The sequence below is a fragment of the Mesorhizobium sp. dw_380 genome, assembly GCF_018588885.1.
GTDB lineage: Bacteria > Pseudomonadota > Alphaproteobacteria > Rhizobiales > Rhizobiaceae > Mesorhizobium.
The window spans coordinates 96,310-120,049 of sequence record NZ_JAFFIW010000004.1 but is presented as its reverse complement, the minus strand read 5'-3'; the positions used below and the strand labels follow the sequence as shown (position 1 = coordinate 120,049).

Genomic DNA, 23,740 nt, shown 5'->3' with positions numbered 1-23,740 from the left:
ATCTCTTCTCCCCTGTCGCCGCGGATGCGGTGCCCGCGCCGGGAGAATAGCACTCGGGTGCGGCGTGTCCATTTCGAACGCAGGTTTGGCGATCGGTGCGCATCAATTGACCGGGAGCAGCAGCTCGAGCGTATGGAGCACGACACCCGCCAACCCGCCGATGATCATGCCGTTGAAGCGGATATATTGCAGGTCCCTGCCGATGTTCATCTCGATCAGCCGCGTCAGTTGCGCCAGGTCCCAGCGCTTGACCTGGTCGGCGATGAATTTCGACACGCCGCTTTTCTGGCTTTCCACGAACGAGGCGAGCGCCACGACGAACCCCTGGTTCATGTCGGCCCGGATCTGCGCATCGCCGGCAAGATGGCGGCCGACCTCGACGAACATGTTGGCGAGATGCGCGCGGATCACCGAATTCGGCGCCTTGGCGTCCTGCTCGATGAACAGGCTGAGGCTCTCCCACATGTCGCCGGCCAGCGCCCTGACTTCGGGACGGGCGAGGAAATCGTGCTTCATCTTCTCCGCACGCTTGGCATACTGCTTGGACGTCCGCAGCCGCTCGACGAAGCTTTGCGCGAAACGGTCGAATTCAGCGCGCATCGGGTGGTCGGGATCGGCCCGCACCTCGTCAAGCAGGGAGCCCGCCGAGGCGACGATCTTCTTCAGGAGATAAGCGTCGGCTCTGAACAGGTTGAACAGCGACGGCAGCTCCTCGCGGATCTTCTCGCGCATCGTGGCCAGCGCCTGTTCGTCGTTGAGGAAGCGGCCGATCACCTTGATGAATTCATCGAACAGTTTCTGGTGGCGGCGGTCGTCTGTAAGAGCGGACAGCAATTCGGCCGCCAGCGGCGCCAGCGGCACCTTTTCGATCTGCTCCAGCATGCGGCTGGTGACGAAGCCGCGCAGGCCGGACTGCTCGACGGCTGCAAGTGTCTGCGGCACCAGCCGCACGACGAAGCGCGACAGGTCGGCTGCACGTTCGGGATCGGCCAGCCAATCGGCAACCAGCGCTGAAAAATCGACCTCGGCAAGTTTTTCCCGCACCGGCTCCGGCGCCAGGAAATTGGCCTCGATGAAGCGCCCAAGATTGTCGGCGATGCGGTTCTGGTTTTCCGGGATGATGGCGGTGTGCGGGATCGGCAAGCCAAGCGGCCGCCTGAACAGCGCCACCACCGCGTACCAGTCGGCAAGGCCGCCAATGGTCGCCGCCTCGGCGAAGGCAGCGACAAAGCCGAGCCACGGATAGGTCTGTTCGAACGACTTGGCCAAGGCAAACACCAGCACGCACAGCGCCAGCGCGGCCGTGGCGATGAATTTGGTCCGGCGCAGCGCCGAAAGCTTGGCGGCCGCGTCGACATCGAAACGGACCGGCGCGACGGACTGGGCCGATTGTGACATGGATGAGACGCTCCTCGTCGATCTGGGGTCGATCTCGAGCCTATCTAGTGTTTCGACCACCGAAATGCCCGCAACAGCCGCTTTAGCCTCGCGTTTTGCCGGGTCGCGCACATAAAGTTGACGAGAATATTCATCTATGACACGAAGCTAGTCTGGAATTATTCCAAGGTATAGGCCATATTCGGTCGAGGCCAGCGCGGCGAATCCGAAATTCCGGATCAGGGCCGTGCCGGCAAAGTTCAGGGATCTGGCGTCGTTACATCGCGCCGGCGCCTAGTGAGGACAAAAATGCGGCTTACGCGCCAGACCAATTATGCCATGCGCATCCTGATGTATTGTGCCGCCAACAATGACCGGTTGAGCCGCATTCCAGAGATCGCGGCCGCCTATTCCGTGTCGGAACTGTTCCTGTTCAAGATCCTTCAGCCGCTGGTCGAGAACGGCCTGGTCGAGACGGTGCGTGGCAGGAATGGCGGCGTCCGGCTTGGCCGCGCCGCGGAATCCATCAGCCTCTTCGACGTCGTGCGCGTCACCGAGGAAAGCTTCGCCATGGCCGAATGCTTCGAGAACGATGCCGCCGAATGCCCGCTGGTCGACAACTGCGCGCTGAATTCGGCGCTGCGCGAGGCACTCAACGCCTTCTTCGCCGTGCTTGCCCGCTACACGATCGCCGATCTCGTGGCGGCGCGGCCGAATGTGCGCAACCTGCTCGGCATCGACATGCTGGAGCGCCGCGCCCCGGCCGCCTGACTACAGGCCGCAGTGCGGCCTCACCTGAATATCAACTGACCGACGATTGCGGCAAGACGAACGGCATGTTGCCGGCCGGCAGCACGCCGACCCGGAGCCGGCAGTCGAAGACCTTTTCGATCAGGTCGTCGTTCAGCACGTCTTGCGGCTCGCCGGCGGCTGCCAAGCGGCCGCGGTGCATGACGAAGATCCGGTCGGCATACATGGCCGTCAGGTTGAGGTCATGCAGGATGGCGACCACGCCGCCGCCCCTCCTGGCGAAATCACGGGCGATGTTCATGATGATCAGCTGGTGCTTGATGTCGAGGCTGGAAACTGGCTCGTCGAGGAACAGGTAGCGCGGTCTGCCGTCGAGCACCGGCGCCCAGACCTGGCACAGCACGCGCGCAAGCTGGACACGCTGCTGCTCGCCGCCCGAAAGCTCCTGGTAGAAACGTCCGGCAAAACCGTCCAAATCGACACGGGCCAGCGCCCGCTCCGGCAGCCGCGCATCCTCGCCCGGCAAGACACCCGAACGGCCGCCGACAAGTCCGAGCTTGACCACTTCACGCACCGTGAAAGGAAACGACAGCGTCGTCGCCTGCGGCAGCACCGCACGATGGACGGCAATCTCGACCGGCTTCATCGCCAAGAGGTCGCGGCCGTTGAGCGCGACACGCCCGGTATAGGCAAGCTCGCCGGACAACGCTTTGAGGAAAGTCGTCTTGCCCGAGCCGTTGGGGCCGACGATGGCTGCTACTTCTCCGGGCCGCGCATCGAAATCGACACCGCCGACAATGCGCTTGCCGGCGATATCAACCGAAACATCCCTTGCCTCGATCATCCCAGCCTCACAAATCAATCACGCCGCGCTTGCGCAGCAGTATCCACAGGAAGAACGGCGCGCCTGCTATCGCCGTGACGATGCCGATCGGCAATTCAGCCGGCGCCACGATGATGCGCGCGACCGCATCGGCCAAAAGCAGCAGCGAGGCTCCGAGCAGCGCCGAGGCTGGGAGCAGGTAACGATTGTCCGGGCCGATCAGCAGGCGCAGCAGATGCGGCACGACGATGCCGACGAAGCCGATGCCGCCGCTGACGGCGACGGACGCACCGACCGCCGCCGAGACGCCGATGATGGCTGTGTATTTCAGCCGCTGCACGGGTATGCCGAGATGGCCGGCGGTCGCCTCGCCGAGCGCCAGTGCGTTGAGGCCGCGCGCCAGGAACGGCATCGCCGCCAGTGCCAGCACGATGATCGGCCCGACCGACGCAATTTTCGCCCAGGTCGCGCCACCCAGCGATCCGAGCGACCAGAAGGTCAGGTCGCGCAATTGGCGATCGTCGGCCATGAAGATGAGAATGCCGGTGAGCGCCATGGCCACTGCCGCCAGCGCGATACCAGCAAGCAGCATTGTGGCGACCGAGGTCTGCCCACGTCGCGTGGCAACCTGATAGAGCACAAGCGTCGTGGCAAGCCCGCCGAAAAAAGCCGCCAGCGGCAGCGCCAGCGTACCGAGCAAGGCGGTGACGGGCGCCAACATTGTCCCGCCCAGCACGATGACGGCCACCGCGCCGAGGCTGGAGCCGGCCGAAACGCCGATCAGGCCGGGATCGGCCAGCGGATTGCGGAACAGGCCCTGCATGACGGCACCGGAGACCGCAAGCGCCGCACCGATCAGCATGCCGAGGATGACGCGCGGCAAGCGGATATCATAGACGATCAGGCTGTCACGCGCGCCCAGCGCCGCATCACCTGGAACAGCTCCAGACAGCCAGTCCCTGATGACGTTGACGGCCGAAGCATCCGACGCCCCTGACGTGAGCGACAGCAACACGGCAATGGAGAGCCCCAGGCACAGCAGCAGGATGACGATGCGGGCGCGGCCCGAGCGGTCGCCTTCGGATGCACTCATCGCCGGGCCGGCGATCGATTGATCGACCATGATGCTCAGTCCGTGACCTGCGCGCCATAGAGCGAGACGGCGAGGTCGTGGATGGCATCGGCCGTGCGCGGCCCGAAGCCGAGCAGATAGGCGCCGTCGATGCGGACCAGCTTGCGCGCGGTTCCGGCCGGCGTCGAGGCGATCGACGGATTGCCGAACAATTCGTCGTCGGACACCGGCGGCCCGGCATTGCTCATCATCAGGATCACATCCGGCCTGGCGGTGATGATTGCCTCATCGGACATCTGCTTGTAACCGGAGAAGCCTTCGACCGCGTTGACCCCGCCCGCCAACTTGACCATGCCGTCGGCAGCGGTGTCGCTGCCGGCCGCCAGGATCCTGCCGCCCTGTACCGCCAGCACGAACAGGACGCGCTTGCGCTCCTTGATCGAGGCCGTCTGCTTTTCGGCGGCCGCCAGCTTGGCATCGAGTTCCCTAGCCAGCACCCCGGCCTTGGCGTCGGCGCCCAGCGCCTTGCCGACGATGCGAACCTTCTCCAGGATGCCTTCGCGGCTATAGTGCTCAGGCACTTCGATGAATGGAATGCTCGTCTTCTTCAGCACATCGACGGCTTCCTTGGGACCACTGCCCTGCAGCGCCAGGATGCCGGTCGGATTGACCGACAGCACGCCTTCGGGAGACAGCTGGCGCATGTAGCCGACATCAGGCAGATCAAGCGCGGCTGTCGGATAGCGGCTGGTGGAATCGCGCGCCACAAGATGCTTCTCCTCGCCAAGCGCATAGACGATCTCGGTGATGGAGCCACCGATGGCAGTTATCTTCGAGGGATCGGCAAAGACGGAAACACCTTCGGCGGCGCCAACCGGTTGCAGCGCGGTGAAAGCAAAAGCAAGGGCAACCATCGGGCCGGCAACGATCCGGGAAAAACAGCCCATTATCGTTCTCCTCAGGCTGCCGTCGGGCTTGGGATTCGCGGCAGGTTCTCGGCCAGGAAGCGCCAGTCGTCGCGCTCGCTTTCGCCTTCGTGACGCTTGCCGAAGAATTGGATGATCATCTCGCCGTCGGCTGCATAGACCTCGAGCGAGGTGACATGGCCATCCTTGGTCGGCTTGCGCACCGCCCAGACCTCATGGATGTGGTCGGTCCGCAGGTGCAAATGGAAGGTCTCGTCCAGCACGTCGATCCACGGCCCCATCGGCTTGATCGACTTGACCGGGCCGGAATGGATCTGGATGCAGCCGCGGTTTCCGACGAAACACATGATCGGCATCTCGCCTTCTGCGACGTGGTGAAACATGGCGCGGACCGCGTCATTGTCGAGCAGCCAGGCATAGTCCTGGCCGACCATGCGCACCGCCTGGCGGCGGCTGAGCTTCAACGTCTTCAGCATGCCGAAGAACTGGTGCACGTCGGTCAGCCGGCTCCAGCGGTCGCGCAGATCGTCAAGATTGGCGGTCGGCTCAGTAGCTTCGTCCTGCATGTCGAAGCTTTGCCCTGAAATGTCGATCGTCGGCTCCTGGTTCGACGATTCCAGCGCAGCGACCAGCTTCTGGTAGGCATAAAGGCTGGAAGCCGGCCGCAGATGCACCTTGTGCACCGCCTCGCCCGCCGCATCGAAGAACTGCAGGCTGCGGCGGATGTCGTCGCCGTCGCGCTTTTCCACGGCAAAGCCATGCGCCCAGATCTTTGGGAAAATGCGCAGGTCGATGTTCTCGCCGAGCACCATGGCGTTGTGGTTGCCGGTGACGACCTTGTCGTAAACGCCGATCTTTTCATGCACGGCGCTATCGTTGCGGGTCAGCGCCATCACCTCGCCGACAGCCTCGAGCCCGGTCAGGAGATCGTTGATACGCGGCTCGATGCGAATGACGCCGTCGCCGCAATGCGCGGCGACCAGCTCGGCCTCCGAAATGCCGAGCTGGCTGGCCAGGTCGCGCTCGCGCGTTTTCGGATTCTCGGTCCGTGCCCGCCGGATTTCGTGTGGGGCGGGTTTTACGCGCTGATCCATGTCTTACCCCTGATGCTTGTTACTTGTTGAGAATGAGTTTGCCCTGCCGGGTGATCTTCAGCCGGTAGAGCGCGCCATGGTGCTCGATACCGATCTCGTGCTCGCCCTGGAACAGCGTGTTGCTGGAGAGGGTCCGCACCGCCAGCGGAACCCGGTCGAAACGTACGGCGGTGTCGTCGGAACGGCGGACGCGATGGCGAAAGTCATTGGGATTGTGCGTGTTCATCTGGGTCGATCCCTTTCCTGTGCCGGGCATCTGGCTAGGCGTTGCGAAGATCCGATTCATTTCTTGACTCGAATAATCATGTTTACTAGTCAGTGCAATACCGGAGCAAACGAGTCAAGATTTAAGACGCCGGACACGAACAAAAATGCCAGCCAGCCCCGGGCCAGCCAGCATCGAACCTGGAATTTGGAGTTGGGGCATGGGGTTGATGAATTGGGAACGGCGCGGCCGGTCGGCGGCGAATGGTGCGGCGGCTTTGCTGGCAAGCGTGGCGGCGATCGCCTTGTCGGCGCAACTTGCCAGTGCCCAGCAGGCGGCGACCGATCAATCGAAAAAGGTTGACCAGGAAAAAGCAGCACAAGCGGGCGCGACGCTGCTCGACAAGATCCTGGTGCTCAGCCGCACCGGCGAAACGGCCATCGAATCGCTGGCCTCCGCCAGCCACGTCGACCAGGAACAGCTCGACCGCCGCATGGCGACCACGCCGAACGAGATGCTGCTCGGTGTACCCGGCGTCGCGACACAGGCCGACGCCAGGCGCGTCAGCACCAGCATCAACATTCGCGGCCTGCAGGATTTCGGCCGCGTCGCCGTCATCGTCGATGGGGCACGCCAGGACTTCCAGCGTTCAGACCACGGCACGCAGTCGACCTTCTACATCGATCCCGAACTCGTCAAATCCGTCGACGTGATCCGTGGCCCTGTCGCCAACACATACGGCTCGGGCGCCATCGGCGGCGTCGTCTTCTTCGACACCAAGGACGCCGAGGACTTCCTCAAGCCAGAAGAAACATGGGGCGCTTCGGTAACCGGACGCTACGAAAGCAACGGCAAGGGCTGGACCACCAGCGCCACGGGTGCCCACCGCTTCAATGAGAACTGGGACGTATTGGGCAATATCGTCTATCGCGACTATGACGACTACAAGGATGGCGGCGGCGATACCGTCAACGGCACCGGCTTCGACGTGCTGAGCGGCCTGCTCAAGACCACCATCCGTCCGACCGACAACAGTGAGCTGAAGCTTGGCTGGGTCGGCTCAAGCGACGGCTGGGACGAAACCAGCGGCGGCGTGCCGGTGAATGATGTCGACCTGAAGTCGAACACCTTCACGGCCCGTTACAACATATCAGACGAAGACAAGAGCTGGCTCGATCTTCATATCAATGCCTCGTACAACAAGACCAGTCTCGACCTGACCAGCCTTGTCCCTCAGAACCGCTTCGATCCGGTCACCGGTCTTCCCGTGGTTCTGCCGGCCGGATCACAGTCCACATTTGATGTCGGCACATCAGGCATCGACATCTGGAACACGTCACGGTTCGAAACGGGCGGCATCGCGCATGAGCTGACCTATGGCGGTGACCGGGTCGGCGACAACGTCGAGACGGGCGGTGCGGCTGGCGGTGACAGCTTCTATACGCCTTCGGGCAAGCGGAATGTGTCCGGCGCTTATGTCCAGGACAAGCTCACCTGGGAGTGGCTGGAGGTGATCGGCGGTCTGCGCTACGATAGCTACAGCCTGAAGGATGACACCCACGATATTTCCGGCGACAGGGTGTCGCCGCGTATCACCGTCGGCGTCTCGCCATTCGAAACCGCAGGCCTTGCAGGCCTCCAGTTCTATGGCACATACGCGGAAGGCTATCGCTCGCCGTCGATCACGGAGACGCTGATCAGCGGCAACCATCCTGCGGGCGTCACCTTCCCGTTCCTGCCCAATCCCAATTTGCGGCCTGAGACCGGCAAGACGACGGAATTCGGCGTCAACTACAAGCAGAACGACATCTTCGAATCCGGCGATGCGCTCCGCGTCAAGGCGGCCTACTTCAACAACGACGTCGACGACTATATCGATGGTGTGACACTGTCACCGTTCGCGCCAGGCAGCGGCTGCCCGTTCGGGCCTGGCATTCCGATCTGCTTCCAGTATCAGAATTTCGCCAAGGCCAAGATCAACGGCTTCGAACTGGAAGGCGTCTACGACGCCGGTTGGGGCTATGCGGGGCTATCGGCATCGATCACGAATGGCCACACGATTTCCTACAAGGGTGTGGAAGCCGATCTCGCCACCATTCCCTCCTCGCAGGTCACCGCACAGCTCGGCCTGCGCTTCCTCGAGGACAAGCTGACCGTCGGCGGCGAGGTGCAATACAACGGCAAGCCGAAGGGCAATGCGGTGGCGGAGGACTACACTCTGGTCAATGCCTTCGCCAGTTATCAGGCGACGGACAATCTGAAAGTCGATTTCCGCGCCGACAATCTGTTCGATGTCAAATACGCCAACCCGCTGAACGGCAGCACGACAGTTGCGGTCTATGAGCCGGGCATCACGCTGAAGCTGGCGGCAACCATGCGTTTCGGAGGCTGAGGGCAATGGCGAGTTTGATGACATCTCTTCGTCTGCTGACCTCGGCGTTTGCGATGTCGCTTGCGATGGTTCCGGCGTGGGCTGAAGGGCCCGCGCCGGTCCCCGCGCTGACCCTCGAACTCAATGCCGCGCAACCCTCCGACAAGGGCTGCCGGCTGACCTTCCTGGTCAACAACGATCTCGGTGCCGACCTCTCCAAGGCGGCGTTCGAAATCGCGCTGTTCAACGAGGCCGGCGTCGTCGACCGGCTGACCGTGCTCGACTTCAAGGACCTGCCGGCCGGCAAGACCAAGGTGACGCGCTTCGATCTCACCGGCACGGACTGTGCCAAGGTCAGCCGCGTGCTGATCAACAGTGCGACGGAATGCACAGGCACCGGCGTCGAACCGAACGCCTGCATGCGCAAGCTGAAGACGGCCACCAAGACCAGCATCGCTTTCGGCGCCTGAGGCTTTGCATCCCGCATTCGCGCATGACACCCTCGCCTGGCCGCCAGCCGCCGCCAGCATCCTGCCATTTGGCCAAACGATCTTGATTTGACTTTTCGGCGTTGGAAATGGGCACGGAACGAATTGCGACGCCAATAATCAAACCCGCATGAAAGGAACCGCATGTACATCGCCATGAACCGCTTCAAGGTGCAGAACGGCTCGGAGGCCGATTTCGAGGCCGTGTGGAAGAATCGCGATTCCAGCCTGGCCGAGATGAAAGGCTTCCGCGAATTCCATCTGCTGCGCGGCCCGGTCAACGAGGCCGAAGGCTACACGCTTTTCGCGTCGCACACAGTGTGGGCGAGCCAGGACGATTTTCGTCGCCTGGACCAAGTCGGAGAATTTCCGCGCCGCGCACAGGAATGTCGGCACGACGAAAGTCCACTATCTTGGCCACCCGCAATTCGAGGGCTTTTCCGTCATTGAAGGCGCCTGAATGGAACCGTCTGACGACCCGGCTCGCAGCATCCCGAGCTCGGTTTCGGTATCGTCGAGCCGGAAATGGACGACTATCTGATCGTTTGCGGTGGCGAGATCGAGATCCTGCGCACCGGAAGAGGCGTAGGTCTCCGCGACCGGGGCAGCAACCCTTAGGCTTGGCCAAACAAACGCCGCAGATCCCGGACGGCACGCTTGCGCCACCGTCGCCAACGGTTTTTTCGATTGAGAAAGGGCACGACACGTGGATCGTCAAACAGGCTGCCAAATCGCCTTACATGATGCGTAAGCACCTCTGACACGAAGCCCTTGCCGTTTATCGCGTCGAGGCGTTCGGCATTGGCCAGGACATAGTCGAGGACTTCGGCGCCCAGGTTGATGTGTTTGGCGCTATGCGTCGGCGTCTGCTGGACATGTCCACCCGCGTAGGCACTGTTGGTGGAGACGTTGGCCCCGTGCAGGCGGTAGAGGCCCAGACATTCCGACAGGAGCAAGCTGCCAGCCACCAAATGCGCGCAGGTCGCCGTAAGATAGTCGGTGCTCATGCGGGACTGGAACGGGAAGGCCAGAACCGGTTCCAGCGCTCCGCGTCGGAAAACCATCGAGGATGTCGGTGCCCAGATCCAGCCATAGGTTCTGGGTCCGAAATAGGTGATCGGATATTCCGTGGAATAGGCGATGCCCGGGGCTATTTCGCCGAGCCGACTGGTGGGCGGCACGGCGGCGCCGTGTGGGTCCATCTCCGAACGTGGCTTGCGCATCAACACGTAGGTACCGCTAAGGACGACGCGGTCGCGATCGACCAGAAGGACGTCGGAACTGGACAGCGACACTGAGCGCATCGTGTTCAGATGGGCCGACAGATGCGCGGCGAGAAAATTCGGCAACCAGACATCGTCGGCATCGAGGAACGCCACGAATGGCTGATCGCCGGTGGCAAAACCGTCGCGGAACGCTGCAATCTGGCCGCCATTTTGCGGCCGCACCAGTAGGCGCAGGCGCGGGTCGCCTATCGTTTCGAGAAGCTGGCGCACATGTTCGGCCGAACCATCCGTCGAGGCATCGTCAACGATGACGCAGTCCCATTTCTGATAGGTCTGCGCCAATACCGAGCGGATCGCGTCCTCGACATAGGCGCGATAGTTGTGACAGGTGATGATAACGCCCACTCGAGGAAGCTCGAATGGCGCGTTCGTGCTTGGCATGCGCGGCTTGCCCCGATTGACGCCCAGGCTTTCGGGCTCTCGCCCTTTGCACCGGCCCGAAGCCGATGACAAGGGAAAAGCCTTCCTCCCTAAGCCGCGGCGAGCAGGCTCGCATTGCCGCCCGCGGCCGTGGTGTCGACGCATACGGCCCGCTCATGCGCATAGGCCGCCGGATTGAGCACTTCGCTGACCAGCGGCACGATCGGCCCGCTGCGCTCGGCAATGACCTTGCGAACGATCCGCGCTGCTTCCGGTGTGCCGGAGAAGGCGACGACATCGACCCGCAACGAGCGTGCCTCGACCGGATCCGGCCGACCGTCTATGGCCGCCAAAGGAAGGCCTTTGCCAGTCAAGGCGGAAAGGGCAGCCGGCGCTCCAGGCGCCACAGCCAGCACTGCATTGCCTGCGGCGAGTGCCTGGATCGTCTGCGCGAGCAGCGTGTCGCCGTCGGGGCCGAGGCACAGCACCCGACCACGCGGCGACAGCGACAGCGTATTGGCCTCGCCGGTCGGTCCGGGCAGGTCGACCTGGCCAAAGTCGATACCGGCAGCGGCGCCAATGGCGGCCGCGCCCTTGCCGCGCAGATGCTTCCTCAGGATGGCGATCCTATCCGGGCGAGTCGACCAGCCGCCAAGCGCCGGATCGGGCAGATTGTCGGCCAGCTCGGTCGCCGTCACCTTATGGCCGTCGCCAACTTCCGTGCCCGCTTGCGGCCCCTTGCGGAAGCGCCGGAGATAGTGTGGACCGCCGGCCTTCGGCCCGGTGCCGGACAGCCCCTCGCCGCCAAATGGCTGCGAACCGACGACGGCGCCGATCTGGTTGCGGTTGACATAGATGTTGCCGGCATGGATGCCGTCGACGAAATGCTGGACGCGGCCTTCGATACGGGTGTGCAGGCCGAAGGTCAGGCCATAGCCCTTGCGGTTGATCGCGGCGATGACCGCGTCGATCTCGTCGGCGTCGAAGGTAGCGACATGCAGCACCGGGCCGAACACCTCGCGCTCCATCTCCTCGATGCCCTTGACCCGGAAGACATGCGGCGCGACGAAGCGGCCATCTCTGGGCGCCTCCAGCTTGGCAATCAGCCGTCCCTGCAGGCCCATCGTGGTGCAATAGTCGCGGATCGATGCCTGCGCCTCATCGTCGATGACCGGGCCGACATCGGTCGAAATCCGCCAGGGATCGCCGATATTGAGCGCCTGCAGGGCGCCCTTCAGCATCTCCAGCATCTTCTTCTCGACGTCCTTCTGCACGTAGAGCACGCGCAGCGCCGAGCAGCGTTGTCCGGCACTCTGGAAGGCCGAGGCGAGGATATCGCGCACCGCCTGCTCGGGCAGCGCGGTGGAATCGACGATCATGGCATTGAGGCCGCCGGTCTCTGCGATCAGCATGGCATCCGGCGCGGCGGTCTGCGCCAATTGCTTCTCGATCAGCTTGGCGACCTCGGTCGAGCCGGTGAAGCAGACGCCGGCAATGCGCGGATCTGATGTCAGCGGCCCGCCGACCGAGGGGCCGTCACCCGGCAGAAGCTGGATGACGTCCTCCGGCACGCCGGCCTCGCGCAGCAGCTCGACGGCGCGGTAGGCGATCAACGGCGTCTGCTCGGCCGGCTTGGCGATGACCGAATTGCCGGTGACGAGTGCCGCCGCGATCTGGCCAGTGAAGATGGCGAGCGGGAAATTCCACGGCGAAATACAGACGATGGCGCCGCGCGCCTGCGTGCCCGTCTCGGCGTTTGCCGCCTCGGCGGCGTAGTAGCGCAGGAAGTCGACCGCCTCGCGCACCTCGGCGACGCCGTCGGCCAGTGATTTTCCGGCTTCGCGGGTGGCGAGTGCGAAGAATTCGACGGCATTGGCCTCATAGAGATCGGCGGCGCGGTTGAGGATAGCGGCGCGCTCGGCAACCGGACGCTTTGCCCAGGCTGGCTGTGCTTCCACGGCGAAGCGCACGGCCGTCGCCACTTGGTCGGCGGCGGCCTCGCTGACCGTGCCGACCAGTTCATCAGGCTTTGCGGGATTGACGATCGGGTGCTGCTTGCCGTAACCGGCGGCCCGCGTGATCGGCTTGGCATGCCAACGGTCGGGACCAGCGAATGCCGCTCTGGCCCTGTCGATCGCCGCGAGCGTCACCGTGTCGGTGATGTCGAATCCCCTGGAATTGCGGCGGCCGGCGCCAAAGATCTGCGAAGGCCGGGCGATCGCCGGATTGGCGGCGGGACCCTGGCCCTCGACCGTTTCGAGCGGATCACGCGCGATGTCCTCCGGCTCGACGTCCTCGTCGGTCAGTTGGTGCACGAAGGAGGAATTGGCGCCGTTTTCCAGCAGCCGGCGGACCAGATAGGCAAGCAGGTCCGAATGCGCGCCGACCGGCGCATAGATGCGGCAGCGCGTGCCTTCGGACCGGCGCACCGTCTCGTGCAGCGCCTCGCCCATGCCGTGCAGGCGCTGGAACTCGAAGGAGTCGCGATTTGCGGCCATCGACAGGATGGCGGCTACGGTGTGGGCGTTGTGGGTGGCGAATTGCGGATAGATGCGGTCGGTCATGCCAAGCAGTTTTTTCGCGCAAGCGATGTAGGAGACGTCGGTGTTGGCCTTGCGGGTGAACACCGGATAGCCTGACAGTCCGAGCGTCTGCGCCCGCTTGATCTCGGTGTCCCAATAGGCGCCCTTGACCAGCCGCACCATGATGGTGCGGTCGTATTTCTTGGCCAGCGCGTAGAGCCAGTCGATGGCGAAGGCCGCGCGTGGCCCATAGGCTTGCACCACCACACCAAAGCCGTTCCAGCCGGCGAGCTCGGGCTCGGCCAGCACCCGCTCGATGACGTCGAGCGACAGATCAAGGCGGTCGGCCTCCTCGGCGTCGATGTTGAGGCCCATGCGCGAATGCCGTGCGGCGAGCGCCAGCGACAACAGCCGCTCGGCCATGACAGGCAGCATCTCTTCCTTCTGCGCCACCTCATAGCGCGGATGCAGCGCCGAGAGCTTGACCGAGATGCCGTGGTTCTGGCGGATGTCTGGGCCATTGGAGCCGGAATCGAGCGCAGAAATGGCGTCGGCATAGGCCTTGTGATAGCGCAAGGCGTCGGCCTCGGTGCGAGCCGCCTCGCCCAGCATGTCGAAGGAATAGAGATAGCCCTTCTGCGTCATCGGCCGGCCGCGCTTGACGGCCTCGGCGATCGTGCGGCCGAGCACGAACTGCTCGCCCATCTCGCGCATGGCGGCGGCCACCGCCTTGCGGATGACCGGCTCGCCCAGCCGCCGCACCATCGAACGCAGCGTACCTTCGATGCCGCCCTCGCCCTCATCGAGGACGCGGCCGGTCAGCATCAGCGCCCAGGTCGAGGCATTGACGAAGATCGAACTCGAACCGCCCGAATGCGACGACCAATCGTGCGGCGCGATCTTGTCGGCGATGAGATCGTCCATCGTCTCGGTGTCCGGCACGCGCAGCAGCGCTTCGGCCAGGCACATCAGCGCCACGCCTTCCTTGGTGGAGAGGCCATAGGCAGACAGGAAAACTTCCATCAGCCGGGGATCGGACGAACCGCGCACTGCCCGTACCAGGTCGGCGGCACGGGCCGAGATCGCCTTGCGCTCCTTCGCCGAGAGCCCCGTCACCTCGGCCAGCCGCTTCATGGCCTCGTCTTCGTCGGGCAAATAGTTGGCGCGGATCTGCTGGCGGATGGTGTCGAGCGGCATGGAGGTCCTGCGGAGCAAGCTTCAGGGAGCGGGCCGGCGGTCACCGGACCGAATGCCGCAAGCTAGCACAGGCGCTGATTTTGGTCGGTCCAAAGAAATCGACAAGGTAGCCCAATCGATCTATCATTTCGCCAATTTTCCAGATTTTGGACTGTGATTTATATGACAGAAGACCAATTGGACCGCATCGACCGGAACATCCTGTCGGCGCTGGCAAGCAATGGCCGGCTTTCGATGTCCGAACTGGCGGCAAAGGTCGGTCTTTCCAAGACGCCGGTGCAGGCGCGGGTGAAGCGGCTGGAGAAGGACGGCTATATCAGGGGTTATCAGGCGATCATCGACCGCGAACGCATGGGTGAAGGCCACGTCGCCTTCGTGCAGGTGAAACTATCCGATACCCGTTCCGCGGCACTCGACGCCTTCAATCGCTCCGTGCAGGGCGTGCCCGAGATCGAGCAGTGTCACATGATGGCGTCGAGCTTCGACTATCTGCTGAAGGTTCGCACCAGGGACATCGCCGCCTACCGCCGCGTGCTGGGCGAGCGCATCTCCGCCCTGCCCCATGTCGCCCAGACCTCGACCTTCGTGGCGATGGAAACGGTGAAAGATCGATAGACTTTTTTCAGGTTTGCGCTGCCCCTCATCGGCGATTCTCCGGAGCCAGCACGCTCTGCCGACCCTATCTCTGGTCAATCCGACAGCGTCTTCAGGAATGCCACCAGCGCCGCCCGCTCGCGATCCGACAACTCCAGCGGGTGAATCTCGGATGTGCCCTCCACGCTGGGGGCAGCCTTGGCGTAATGCGCAACCACCTCGTCTAGCGAAGAAAACTGCCCCGCATGCATGTAGGGTGGTCGGCCCGCCGCGCCGCGCAGCGACGGCGTCTTGTAGGCGCGGACGAGTTCCGGTTCTGACTTGACCATGAAGCGCAGCTCGCCGCAGGCACCCGCATCGCCGTCGCGATAAGCGCCGAAACAATTGAACGGATCGGCCTCGACTTGGCGTACCGCATCGACGCGCCCTCGATCCGGCGGCAGATCCGGAACGGGGGGCACGCCGGTGTTGTGAAAGCCGTTGTCGGTGAAGCGCGGGCCGTTGTGACAGGTCACGCAGTTAGCCTTGCCGAGGAACAGTTTCAGCCCGAGGATTTCTTCCCGTGAAAAGACCGCATCGCCCTTCGGCTCGGCACCGGTGACGAGGTCCAGCGCAAAACGGTCGAAGCGCGTCTGCGCCGGCTCGATCGAGCGCTCGAAGGCCGCGATCGCCTTGCCGATATTGGCAAAGACGCGATTGATGGCGTCGCGCTGCGCATCGCTCATCGCGTTCCAGGCAGCCTTCTCGGCATCGTTTCCCTGCGGGCTGGCATTCAACGGAATGCCGGAAAAATCGGGCAACGGCCCGAAGATGCGCTCATAGCGTTCGCCGAAGCGCGCCTTAATGTAGTGCGCATAGGCGGCGCGATTTCCCGCCTGTTCCAGCGGGTTCTCGAGTGGCGTCAGCGCTTGTGCCCACAGGCTGTCGCGGCGGCCGTCCCAGAAGAACCAGGGATCGCGGGCCACGCCGGCCAACGGCATGGTGCGCCGGTTCGTGTGGCCAACGCCGACGGCTTGCGGCAGGTCGTCCTGGAACTGCCGGTCGATCTTGTGGCAGGTCGAGCACGACACCGTGCCCTCCCGGCTCATGCCGACATCAAAGAACAGCGTCGAGCCAAGGGCGGCGGCGGCCGGCACGTCGGCAAAACGGTTGGTGGTGTCCGGCTTTAGCGACGGCAGCGTGTTCAGGGCCAACGACGCGATGGTCTTCTTCTCGGCGTCGGAAAAATCCGGCTTGCCGCAACCGGCAAGAATGACGGCCATCATCGCCAGAAAGCAGAAAAGGCGCCTCATCGATCGCTCACAGCACCACGTTGAACAGTACCGTGTCGGAGCCGGCGGTGGCCGAGATGGCGAAATGCAGCTGCCACCAGCCGCTCATCGTGAACTTGACCCCTTCGATCCGGTAGCGTCCATCGCCGAGATAGTCGGTCGCCTGCGGGCTGGTCGGCAGGCCATGATTGTGCTGCGGCATCCCTCCTGAGATTGTGATCGCGGCCCCCTCCACCGATGCGCCGGCCTTTGTCTTCAGGGTCAGCAGCCACGATTCCAGTTCGCCCTGCCGCACGACCCCCCGCTCCGGCGCGAAGCTTGCCACGAACAGCCCGTTGTCCGTGGCCTTGGTGCGCGACACATCCGGGCCGACAGTCTGCGCCGAATGCGGCGTCGTCAGATAGACGACCGCCAGAACGCCGACCAGCAAGGCAGCCAGACCAAGACCCGCTAAGAGATAACGCCATAACGATGCCAAACCGGTTCCTTTTCTGCAGACAACGTTCTGCCGGGTGGATCGCATCCCGCCAGCCTGTGGGAAAACGCTGTGGCGGAAAAAAGCCTGCTTGCCAAGCATGGCGCTGCCGCCGGCAAAAAGCTACAGCACCGAAGTCACCGGAGGATCGCAGATGGCAGGAAACGGCATCGCCTCGATCGGCGAATGCATGCTCGAACTGTCGGGCCAGACCGGCCCGAACTGGCGCATGGGTTTTGCCGGCGACACGTTCAATACGTTGTGGGCGCTGCACGCGTTGAGCGGCGACCGGCCGGCAACCTATGTCTCGGCCTTCGGCGACGACCCGTTCTCGCAAGGCCAGATCGGCTTCTTCGCCGAAAACGGCATCGGTATCGGTTCCAGCCCGGTGATCGCGGGCGCCCGGCCCGGCCTCTATGCAATCACGCTGACCGGTGCCGAGCGCGCCTTCACCTATTGGCGCAGCGATGCCGCCGCCCGGCAGCTCGCGTCGGACTCCCCAGCCCTGTTGAAAAACCTGGAAAATCAGGCACTTGTCTACTTCAGTGGAATTACCTTGGCAATTCTGGACGATACTGCGCGCAAAACGCTGCTGTCGGCCGTGGCCAAGGCGCGGGCTGCTGGATCCACTGTGGCTTTCGATCCGAACTACCGGCCAAGGCTCTGGCGCAGCCGCGAGGACGCGCAGGCAGCGATCGTCGAGGCATTGGCCGTCACCGACATTGCCCTGCCGACGTTTCCCGACGAGCAGATGCTGTTCGGCGACGAAGTCCCGCAGGCCACAGCCGAGCGCCTCGGAAAAGTGGTCAAAGAGGTCGTCGTCAAGAACGGCGAGGAACCGGCGCTGATCGCCGCTGGCGGAGCCCTGCAGCCGGTTCCGGCCCAGCATGTCGCCGCCCCTGTCGACACCACCGGCGCCGGCGATTCCTTCAACGGCGCCTATCTCGCAGCCCGGCTCGCTGGTCACGCGCCGGTCCAGGCCGTGCAGAGCGCGCACCGTGTCGCCGCCGCTGTCGTGCAGGTTCGCGGCGCGCTGGCGCCGTTCGAGACGCTACGACGGGCCTTCGCGGGATAACATTAAGGCAGCCTGAACCGGTATTCCGTCACATGATGGTAGATCGCGCCTGGCCATAGCGTCGCCTGCGGGAAATAAGGCCTGTTCGGCGCGTCGGGCCATATCTGCGGCTCCAGGCAGAAGCCGGAAAAAGCCTTGTAGTTGCGCCCTTCCAGGCCGGCGCGCGGCGTCACATATTGGCCGGTATAGAGCTGGACGCCGGGCTCCGTGGTCCAGACCTCCATCTCGACGCCTGAACTCGCGCCTTGCGTCCATGACGCTTGCCGGAGCGGTCCGCGCGCCGAGGCAAGGCAGAAATTCTGGTCGTAGGGAAGCTGTTCGCCCTCGGTCTCCATGCGCAGCGGCCGCGCCTGGCGGAAATCGAAGGGCGTGCCGTCAACCGGCTTGACCACGCCAGTGGGGATCATATCGCTGTCGACCGGCAGATAGGCGCCGGCGTTCAGCATCATCCTGTGGTCGAGAATGTCGCCGGCGCCGCCGTCATCCAGGTTGAAGTAGGAGTGCTGGGTGAGATTGCACGGCGTCGGTTCCTCGCAGGTCGCCGTCAGCTCGACGCTGAGCGTGCCCGGAATCTTCAGCCGGTAGGTGCAGGTGACGTCGAGCGCGCCGGGAAAGCCCATCACGCCGTCGGGATCGTGCAGCGTCAGAGTGACGAAATCCCGGCCGTGCAGCGAAACCGCCCATGGCCGGTGCGAATAGCCTTGCGAGCCGCCATGCAGCGTATGCTTGCCAAGGAAATTTGGCTCGGTCTGGTAGCGATTGCCGCCAAGGGTGAAGCGGCCGTCGCGGATGCGGTTGGCATAGCGGCCGACAACCGCGCCGAAGAAGGCATTGTCGGCCTCATAGGCTTCCAGATTGTTGTAGCCGAGCACCAGCGGTGCATCATGCCCGGTCAGGCGCAAATCCTGGATGATCGCGCCGAGCCCGATGATGTTTGCGGTGATACCGCCGCCCCTGATGGTGAAGCGGCGGATCGATTCGCCCGCCTGCGTCTTGCCGAAAACCTCGCCGTCCTTCATCGCCATGCCCGCAAACGCCAGTTGATCCAGAGGACTTCGGCTGATTTCCCATAAGAGACAGGCGGCCATTGGCCTGCCTGTCTCAGTACCAATCTATCAGAGGCCGAGGCCGCCGATGCAGACATATTTGGTATCGAGGTAATCCTCGATGCCCTGATGTCCGCCTTCCTTGCCAAGACCCGATTCCTTGACGCCGCCGAACGGTGCCTCCGGCGTGGTGATGAGGCCTTCATTGACACCGACCATGCCGTATTTCAGCCCTTCCATAACGCGGAAGGCGCGGCCGAGATCGCCGGTGTAGAAATAGCAGGCAAGGCCGAATTCGGTATCGTTGGCGAGCGAGACCGCTTCTTCCTCGGTCTCGAACTTGAACACCGGAGCGACCGGCCCAAAAATCTCTTCCTTCATGAAGCGCATCTTGGGCGTCGCATTGGCGATGACGGTCGGCTGGAAGAACGAGCCGCCCAGCGCATGGCGCTTGCCGCCGGCGACAACCTTGCCGCCCTTCGAAGTGGCGTCGGCGATCAGCTCCTCGACCTTCTCGACCGCCTTTTCGTCGATCAGCGGTCCCTGCTGCACGCCCTCCTCGAGGCCGGAACCGACCTTCAGCCCGTTGCTCGCCGCCGCGAGCTTCTCGACGAATTTGTCGTAGACGCCGGCCTGGACGAGGAAGCGGTTGGTGCAGACGCAGGTCTGGCCGGAATTGCGGTACTTGGCGGTGATCGCTCCGGCGACGGCACGCTCGATGTCGGCGTCGTCGAAGACGATGAACGGCGCGTTGCCGCCCAGTTCCATCGACACTTTCTTGACGGTGACGGACGACTTCTGGATCAGGATCTTGCCGACCTCGGTTGAGCCGGTGAAGGTGATCTTCTTGACCAGCGGATTGGCGCAGATCTCGTCGCCGATTTCGCCGGCGGCACCCGTCAGGATGTTGACGACGCCCTTGGGGAAGCCGACTTCCTCGGCGAGCGCGCCCCAGGCGAGACCCGAATACGGCGTCTGCGAGGCTGGCTTGACGACGGCGGTGCAGCCGGCAGCAAGTGCCGGACCGAGTTTGCGGGCCAGCATCGAGGACGGGAAATTCCACGGCGTGATGGCGGCGATGACACCGACCGGTTCCTTGGTCACCAGGATGCGGCGGTCCGCCCATGGCGAGGGCACGACGTCGCCATAGGTGCGGCGGCCTTCCTCGGCAAACCACAATATGTAGGCCGCGGCAGAGCCGATCTCGCCTTTCGATTCGAACAGCGACTTGCCCTGCTCGATGGTGAGCAGTTCGGCCAGCACGTCCTGATTGTCCATCATCGCATCATGCAGCTTGCGCAGCAGCTTCGAACGCTCGAGCGCGGTGGTCTTGCGCCAGGTCTTGAACGCTTCGTCGGCGGCTTCGATGGCGCGGCGTGTCTCGGCCTTGCCCGACTTCGGCACTGTGCCGATCTTGAGGCCGGTGGCCGGGTTGTTGACGTCGACCGTCTGGCCGCTGTCGGCCTGCACCCATTCGCCGTTGATGAGATTGGCCTGCCGCATGAAATGGCTGGTTTTCTGAAGCATGGTCTAGCCTCCGCTCGGCACTGACGGGCCGGTCTGTGGATTTCTTCGATGAGCGTGTCCGGTATATCGGCCCCGACACGCCAAGTCATGGATTCATGACTGTGAGCCAGTGCTCTTTACCTAGGGCAAGGCCCGCAAGCAATCGCAAGATGGCATATAGGGGTTGGGCCAGCGCAAGACGAGAGCAGGCTGGCCTGTAATTGCCTCACTTGATCCCGAAACGCCCTATCCGAAGACATGCAAGACGACCGTCAGCCAGAAAGCCGTGGTGACGGCCGCGCAGGCCGTGGCGATGGTCATCTGGTTCGAGGCCAGCGCCTGGCCGGTGTTGAACTGAACGGCGATGAGATAGGAATTGATGCCGGACGGCAGCGCCGCGACCACGACGGCCACCTTGGCCGTCAAGGGCGGCAGGCCGAGCAGCCAGACGAAGACCAGAACCAGCGCCGGCATCAGGAACAGTTTCAGCACCGAAAGCGCCAGCGCCGGCCGGACATTGCCTGAAATGCCGAAGCGGCGCAGGCTGAGCCCCATGGCAAACAGCGCCACCGGCCCGGCCGTGTCGGCCAGCGCATCGACCAGCCGCATGACAAGGTCGGGCAGCGGCACGCCGCTGAGCCGCCATGCAAGGCCCAGCAGAATGCCGATGATTAGCGGATTGATGAACAGGCGCCTCAGGAAACTGCGCAGCACCCGCAACGGATGCACATGTTCGCCGCTGCCGCGGCCGAACATCTCGAACAGCACGATTGAGGCCATCATCATAACAGGCAGATGCACGGAGACCAGCAGCGACAGCACTTCGAAGCCGCTCGGGCCGAATATGCCGAGGATGAACGGAGCGCCGAGCAGCACGACATTGGAATAGGCCGACGACACGCCACCGACGACGCCGGCGCGGGCGTCGCGTCCGAAGATCCGCGTGGTGACGATATGGCCAGCGGCCCAGGTGATTGCTGCCGCTGCGAAATAGGCCCCCCACAGCGGCCATGGCGCCACGCCGCGGAAATCCGCTTTCACCATGGTCTGGAACAGAAGCAGCGGCATCGCCACCGAGACCGCGAAATCGGCTATCCCTTCCCCGCTCGCCGGTCTGAGATAGCCTGTGAACCCGGCGAGATAGCCGAGCGCCACGAGGCTGAAAACGAAAAGGACGGTTTCTGTGAGCGGAGACATTTTTCAGGGATAGGCGAGCCATGCCCGCGGCGCAATCGCACCCGAATTTGATCATGGTCGGCTGGCAGCGCCCGCGACGTAACCAATCACGATGCCGCCATCAGCCAGCTCCTGGCTTGTCTTTGTGCCCGCTTTCCAATCCCTTATATGCGAATGGTCGGGGCCCGATGCCGGGCTCCTGGAGGGTGGCGATGATTCGATTTGCCTTGGCGTTGTTCCTGCTTGTTGTCCCTGCAGCGGCCCATGCCACCGATGCCGGCTGGGCGCTGCTGCGCGACGGCGGCCACATCGTGCTGCTTCGCCATGCCATGGTCACCGGCACCACCGACCCCGCCAATTTCGACATCGGCAGCTGCGCAACCCAGGTCAATTTGTCGGCACGCGGCAAGCAGCAGGCGAGCAAGATCGGCGCCTTGTTCGCGGCAAGGGCCGCGCCGATCGAGCGCGTGCTGTCCAGCCGCTACTGCCGCTGCCTCGAAACCGCGCGCATCGCCTTCGAGGCCGAGCCGGAACCCTTCGCGCCCCTCGACCTGCTGAAAAGCGACGAGACCGAGAAGGCAGCGCAGATCGCAGCGATCCTGAACGAAATCCGCGCCTATTCCGGCTCGGACAATCTGGTCATGGTCACCCATCTGGAAAACATCGTCGCGCTGACCGGTGTCTCGCCGCGCGAAGGCGAAGCTGTCGTCGTCGAGCCGCAAGGCGACGGCCTGCGCGTGCTTGGCCGCGTCACGTTCTAATGGTGGCCAGAGCCGGCCGACACACCAGAGAGCAGCCACGCATCGATACGAACCTTCCAGCCTTCGATCATGCCCGCTAAGCCTCCTGTGTCAGCGCTGACAGGTGCGACCGCCCTGCTGCGTTGAGGGCCGTGAACGTATAGGCAATCGATGCCTCGGTCCCACCGCCGGCGGCCGCTTGGCAGGCCACCTCGACAAAACCGAAACGCGAATCCGGCATCACCCTGACATAGCGGACACGATGCTCGGCCGGCTCCCAGTCCGTGCAGGCCCAGAGCGTCGCCTCGTCGCCATGGTCGGTTCGGAAGACCATGCCTTACTGCGTTTCTCCGTTTTTCGGATGCAGGAACTCCGATTGCCAGCCCTCCACCCACAAAGTCTCGCCTATTGGCGTGAACAGCGGGAAGACGCGATCGATAGGGCCGGCAAGCAAGACACGGTGGCTGCGCTCAAGATGGCTCGTCATCGGCTTTTCCATTCCATTCAGTCGGATGTCGGCGCTTCGGCGAGGTGGTGGCTGTCCGCTGCGCCGAGCTCCAGCCCGTAAATGCGTTTCAACTGGCTGATCGTTTCCAGGGCCTCCGCCGAAAACGGCGTTTGCCCTTCGAAAGCATGCAGGACGATGCCTTCGACGAGATCGCCAAGGCTCATGTCGCGATGCTCGGCCAAGGCCTTGAGCACTTTCACCAGCCGTTTTTCCAACCGCACGCCTGTCTGTACGCGTTCAATGTTCATGACGCTATGTACCATGGTACATTGGTACAAGCAATTCCGTGCTGGCGGCACTGGGGAGTGTTGCCGAAATGCCACCACTGAAAGAAGCTCCGGGGCCTACGTCATCCGCCGCCGTCGCCCAAAAGATGTTCCGGTTTTGGGGAACGACATGCATCGAAACAACGACTGACGTGACGTAATGGGAAGGGCCGCCGGGTTGACCGGCGGCCCTTCTTGCGTTTCCTAGGCAGCCTACCCATCTGCGCCCGGCCTATCAGGCCTTTTCCTGCCGGGAAAAACCGATTAGACAGCGCCCAAACAAGCTGCGGACAGATTCCGCCCGCAAAGAAGGAAAAGCCCTTGTCCACCACGTTCGACAAAGTCGCCAAGATCATTGCCGACACCAGCGAGATCGATATCGACACCATCACGCCCGAGAGCCACACGATCGACGATCTCGGCATCGACAGCCTCGATTTCCTCGACATCGTCTTCGCCATCGACAAGGAATTCGGCATCAAGGTACCGCTGGAAAAGTGGACCCAGGAAGTCAATGACGGTAAGGCGTCGACCGACGATTACTTCGTCATGAAGAACCTGTGCGCCAAGATCGACGCACTGGTCGCAGCCAAGACCGCCTGACATAGGCCG

At 63.4% G+C, this 23,740-nt stretch carries 23 protein-coding genes and 1 pseudogene; 8 read left to right on the top strand and 16 right to left on the bottom strand.

Translation table 11 applies throughout. From position 1 onward, the window contains the following. Window positions 1-102: 102 nt before the first annotated feature. Entirely contained in the window at window positions 103-1,398 is a 1,296-nt protein-coding gene (locus tag JT360_RS05410; protein WP_214470539.1) for a DUF445 domain-containing protein, read from the bottom strand. Window positions 1,399-1,686: 288 nt separating this feature from the next. Here JT360_RS05410 and rirA point away from each other — a divergent pair, with 288 nt between their 5' ends. Continuing rightward, complete coding sequence (gene rirA / locus JT360_RS05405) at window positions 1,687-2,148, top strand: iron-responsive transcriptional regulator RirA (protein ID WP_214470538.1); 462 nt, start codon at window positions 1,687-1,689, stop codon at window positions 2,146-2,148. 31 nt (window positions 2,149-2,179) lie between these two features. Here the strand turns inward: rirA and JT360_RS05400 are convergent, their stop codons facing one another. Genes JT360_RS05400 through hemP form a run of 5 tightly spaced genes read right to left on the bottom strand, consistent with a single transcriptional unit; the run spans window position 2,180 to window position 6,268 of the window. Then, complete coding sequence (locus tag JT360_RS05400; protein WP_214470536.1) at window positions 2,180-2,971, bottom strand: heme ABC transporter ATP-binding protein; 792 nt, start codon at window positions 2,969-2,971, stop codon at window positions 2,180-2,182. Window positions 2,972-2,978: 7 nt separating this feature from the next. After that, window positions 2,979-4,073, bottom strand: coding sequence for a FecCD family ABC transporter permease (locus JT360_RS05395; RefSeq protein ID WP_214470534.1), 1,095 nt, complete (start codon window positions 4,071-4,073; stop codon window positions 2,979-2,981). Window positions 4,074-4,078: 5 nt separating this feature from the next. Continuing rightward, window positions 4,079-4,969, bottom strand: coding sequence for a heme/hemin ABC transporter substrate-binding protein (locus JT360_RS05390; protein ID WP_214470533.1), 891 nt, complete (start codon window positions 4,967-4,969; stop codon window positions 4,079-4,081). Between the two features lie 11 nt (window positions 4,970-4,980). Next, window positions 4,981-6,042, bottom strand: coding sequence for a hemin-degrading factor (locus JT360_RS05385; protein WP_214470532.1), 1,062 nt, complete (start codon window positions 6,040-6,042; stop codon window positions 4,981-4,983). A gap of 19 nt (window positions 6,043-6,061) precedes the next feature. Then, window positions 6,062-6,268, bottom strand: coding sequence for a hemin uptake protein HemP (hemP, locus tag JT360_RS05380; RefSeq protein WP_023780370.1), 207 nt, complete (start codon window positions 6,266-6,268; stop codon window positions 6,062-6,064). 199 nt (window positions 6,269-6,467) lie between these two features. On the opposite strand from hemP, the gene JT360_RS05375 reads away from it, so the two are divergent. The 3 genes and pseudogenes from JT360_RS05375 (at window position 6,468) to hmuQ (ending at window position 9,566) form a co-directional block, all read left to right on the top strand. Beyond that, on the top strand, window positions 6,468-8,639 hold the full coding sequence (locus JT360_RS05375; protein ID WP_214470531.1) for a TonB-dependent hemoglobin/transferrin/lactoferrin family receptor: 2,172 nt from the start codon (window positions 6,468-6,470) through the stop codon (window positions 8,637-8,639). A 5-nt stretch (window positions 8,640-8,644) separates the two neighbouring features. After that, window positions 8,645-9,088, top strand: a complete 444-nt coding sequence (locus JT360_RS05370; RefSeq protein ID WP_214470530.1) for a hypothetical protein — start codon at window positions 8,645-8,647, stop codon at window positions 9,086-9,088. A gap of 162 nt (window positions 9,089-9,250) precedes the next feature. Next, window positions 9,251-9,566, top strand: a pseudogene (gene hmuQ, locus JT360_RS05365) (heme-degrading protein HmuQ). Window positions 9,567-9,720: 154 nt separating this feature from the next. Here the strand turns inward: hmuQ and JT360_RS05360 are convergent. Next, window positions 9,721-10,773, bottom strand: coding sequence for a glycosyltransferase family 2 protein (locus JT360_RS05360; RefSeq protein ID WP_250888631.1), 1,053 nt, complete (start codon window positions 10,771-10,773; stop codon window positions 9,721-9,723). Window positions 10,774-10,862: 89 nt separating this feature from the next. Further along, window positions 10,863-14,471 carry a bifunctional proline dehydrogenase/L-glutamate gamma-semialdehyde dehydrogenase PutA gene (gene putA, locus JT360_RS05355; RefSeq protein ID WP_214470527.1) on the bottom strand — a complete coding sequence of 1,203 codons (3,609 nt, stop codon included), beginning with the start codon at window positions 14,469-14,471 and terminating at the stop codon, window positions 10,863-10,865. A gap of 162 nt (window positions 14,472-14,633) precedes the next feature. On the opposite strand from putA, the gene JT360_RS05350 reads away from it, so the two are divergent. Then, window positions 14,634-15,086, top strand: a complete 453-nt coding sequence (locus JT360_RS05350; RefSeq protein ID WP_214470526.1) for an Lrp/AsnC family transcriptional regulator — start codon at window positions 14,634-14,636, stop codon at window positions 15,084-15,086. Window positions 15,087-15,160: 74 nt separating this feature from the next. Here JT360_RS05350 and JT360_RS05345 read toward each other — a convergent pair whose 3' ends face one another. Continuing rightward, window positions 15,161-16,357, bottom strand: a complete 1,197-nt coding sequence (locus tag JT360_RS05345; RefSeq protein ID WP_214470524.1) for a cytochrome-c peroxidase — start codon at window positions 16,355-16,357, stop codon at window positions 15,161-15,163. A gap of 7 nt (window positions 16,358-16,364) precedes the next feature. Next, window positions 16,365-16,814: a FixH family protein gene (locus tag JT360_RS05340; protein WP_214470743.1), complete on the bottom strand. Its 450-nt coding sequence runs from the start codon at window positions 16,812-16,814 to the stop codon at window positions 16,365-16,367. Window positions 16,815-16,965: 151 nt separating this feature from the next. On the opposite strand from JT360_RS05340, the gene JT360_RS05335 reads away from it, so the two are divergent. Continuing rightward, entirely contained in the window at window positions 16,966-17,886 is a 921-nt protein-coding gene (locus JT360_RS05335) for a sugar kinase (RefSeq protein WP_214470522.1), read from the top strand. Between the two features lie 2 nt (window positions 17,887-17,888). Here JT360_RS05335 and JT360_RS05330 read toward each other — a convergent pair whose 3' ends face one another. The 3 genes from JT360_RS05330 to JT360_RS05320 form a co-directional block, all read right to left on the bottom strand. Further along, entirely contained in the window at window positions 17,889-18,911 is a 1,023-nt protein-coding gene (locus tag JT360_RS05330) for an aldose epimerase family protein (protein WP_214470520.1), read from the bottom strand. Window positions 18,912-19,001: 90 nt separating this feature from the next. Beyond that, window positions 19,002-20,459: an NAD-dependent succinate-semialdehyde dehydrogenase gene (locus tag JT360_RS05325; RefSeq protein ID WP_214470519.1), complete on the bottom strand. Its 1,458-nt coding sequence runs from the start codon at window positions 20,457-20,459 to the stop codon at window positions 19,002-19,004. A 225-nt stretch (window positions 20,460-20,684) separates the two neighbouring features. Next, on the bottom strand, window positions 20,685-21,635 hold the full coding sequence (locus JT360_RS05320; RefSeq protein ID WP_214470517.1) for an AEC family transporter: 951 nt from the start codon (window positions 21,633-21,635) through the stop codon (window positions 20,685-20,687). A gap of 191 nt (window positions 21,636-21,826) precedes the next feature. Here JT360_RS05320 and JT360_RS05315 point away from each other — a divergent pair, with 191 nt between their 5' ends. Next, complete coding sequence (locus JT360_RS05315) at window positions 21,827-22,375, top strand: histidine phosphatase family protein (protein ID WP_214470515.1); 549 nt, start codon at window positions 21,827-21,829, stop codon at window positions 22,373-22,375. A 76-nt stretch (window positions 22,376-22,451) separates the two neighbouring features. Here the strand turns inward: JT360_RS05315 and JT360_RS05310 are convergent, their stop codons facing one another. Genes JT360_RS05310 through JT360_RS05300 form a run of 3 tightly spaced genes read right to left on the bottom strand, consistent with a single transcriptional unit; the run spans window position 22,452 to window position 23,110 of the window. After that, window positions 22,452-22,688 carry a hypothetical protein gene (locus JT360_RS05310; protein ID WP_214470514.1) on the bottom strand — a complete coding sequence of 79 codons (237 nt, stop codon included), beginning with the start codon at window positions 22,686-22,688 and terminating at the stop codon, window positions 22,452-22,454. A gap of 3 nt (window positions 22,689-22,691) precedes the next feature. Next, a complete protein-coding gene (locus JT360_RS05305) occupies window positions 22,692-22,841 on the bottom strand; it encodes a hypothetical protein (protein ID WP_214470513.1) in 150 nt (49 codons plus the stop codon). Window positions 22,842-22,858: 17 nt separating this feature from the next. Further along, entirely contained in the window at window positions 22,859-23,110 is a 252-nt protein-coding gene (locus tag JT360_RS05300) for a hypothetical protein (RefSeq protein WP_214470512.1), read from the bottom strand. Window positions 23,111-23,449: 339 nt separating this feature from the next. On the opposite strand from JT360_RS05300, the gene JT360_RS05295 reads away from it, so the two are divergent. Next, window positions 23,450-23,731 (top strand): acyl carrier protein, encoded by a 282-nt coding sequence (locus tag JT360_RS05295; RefSeq protein WP_010909964.1) that lies wholly within the window; start codon window positions 23,450-23,452, stop codon window positions 23,729-23,731. Window positions 23,732-23,740 lie beyond the last annotated feature (9 nt).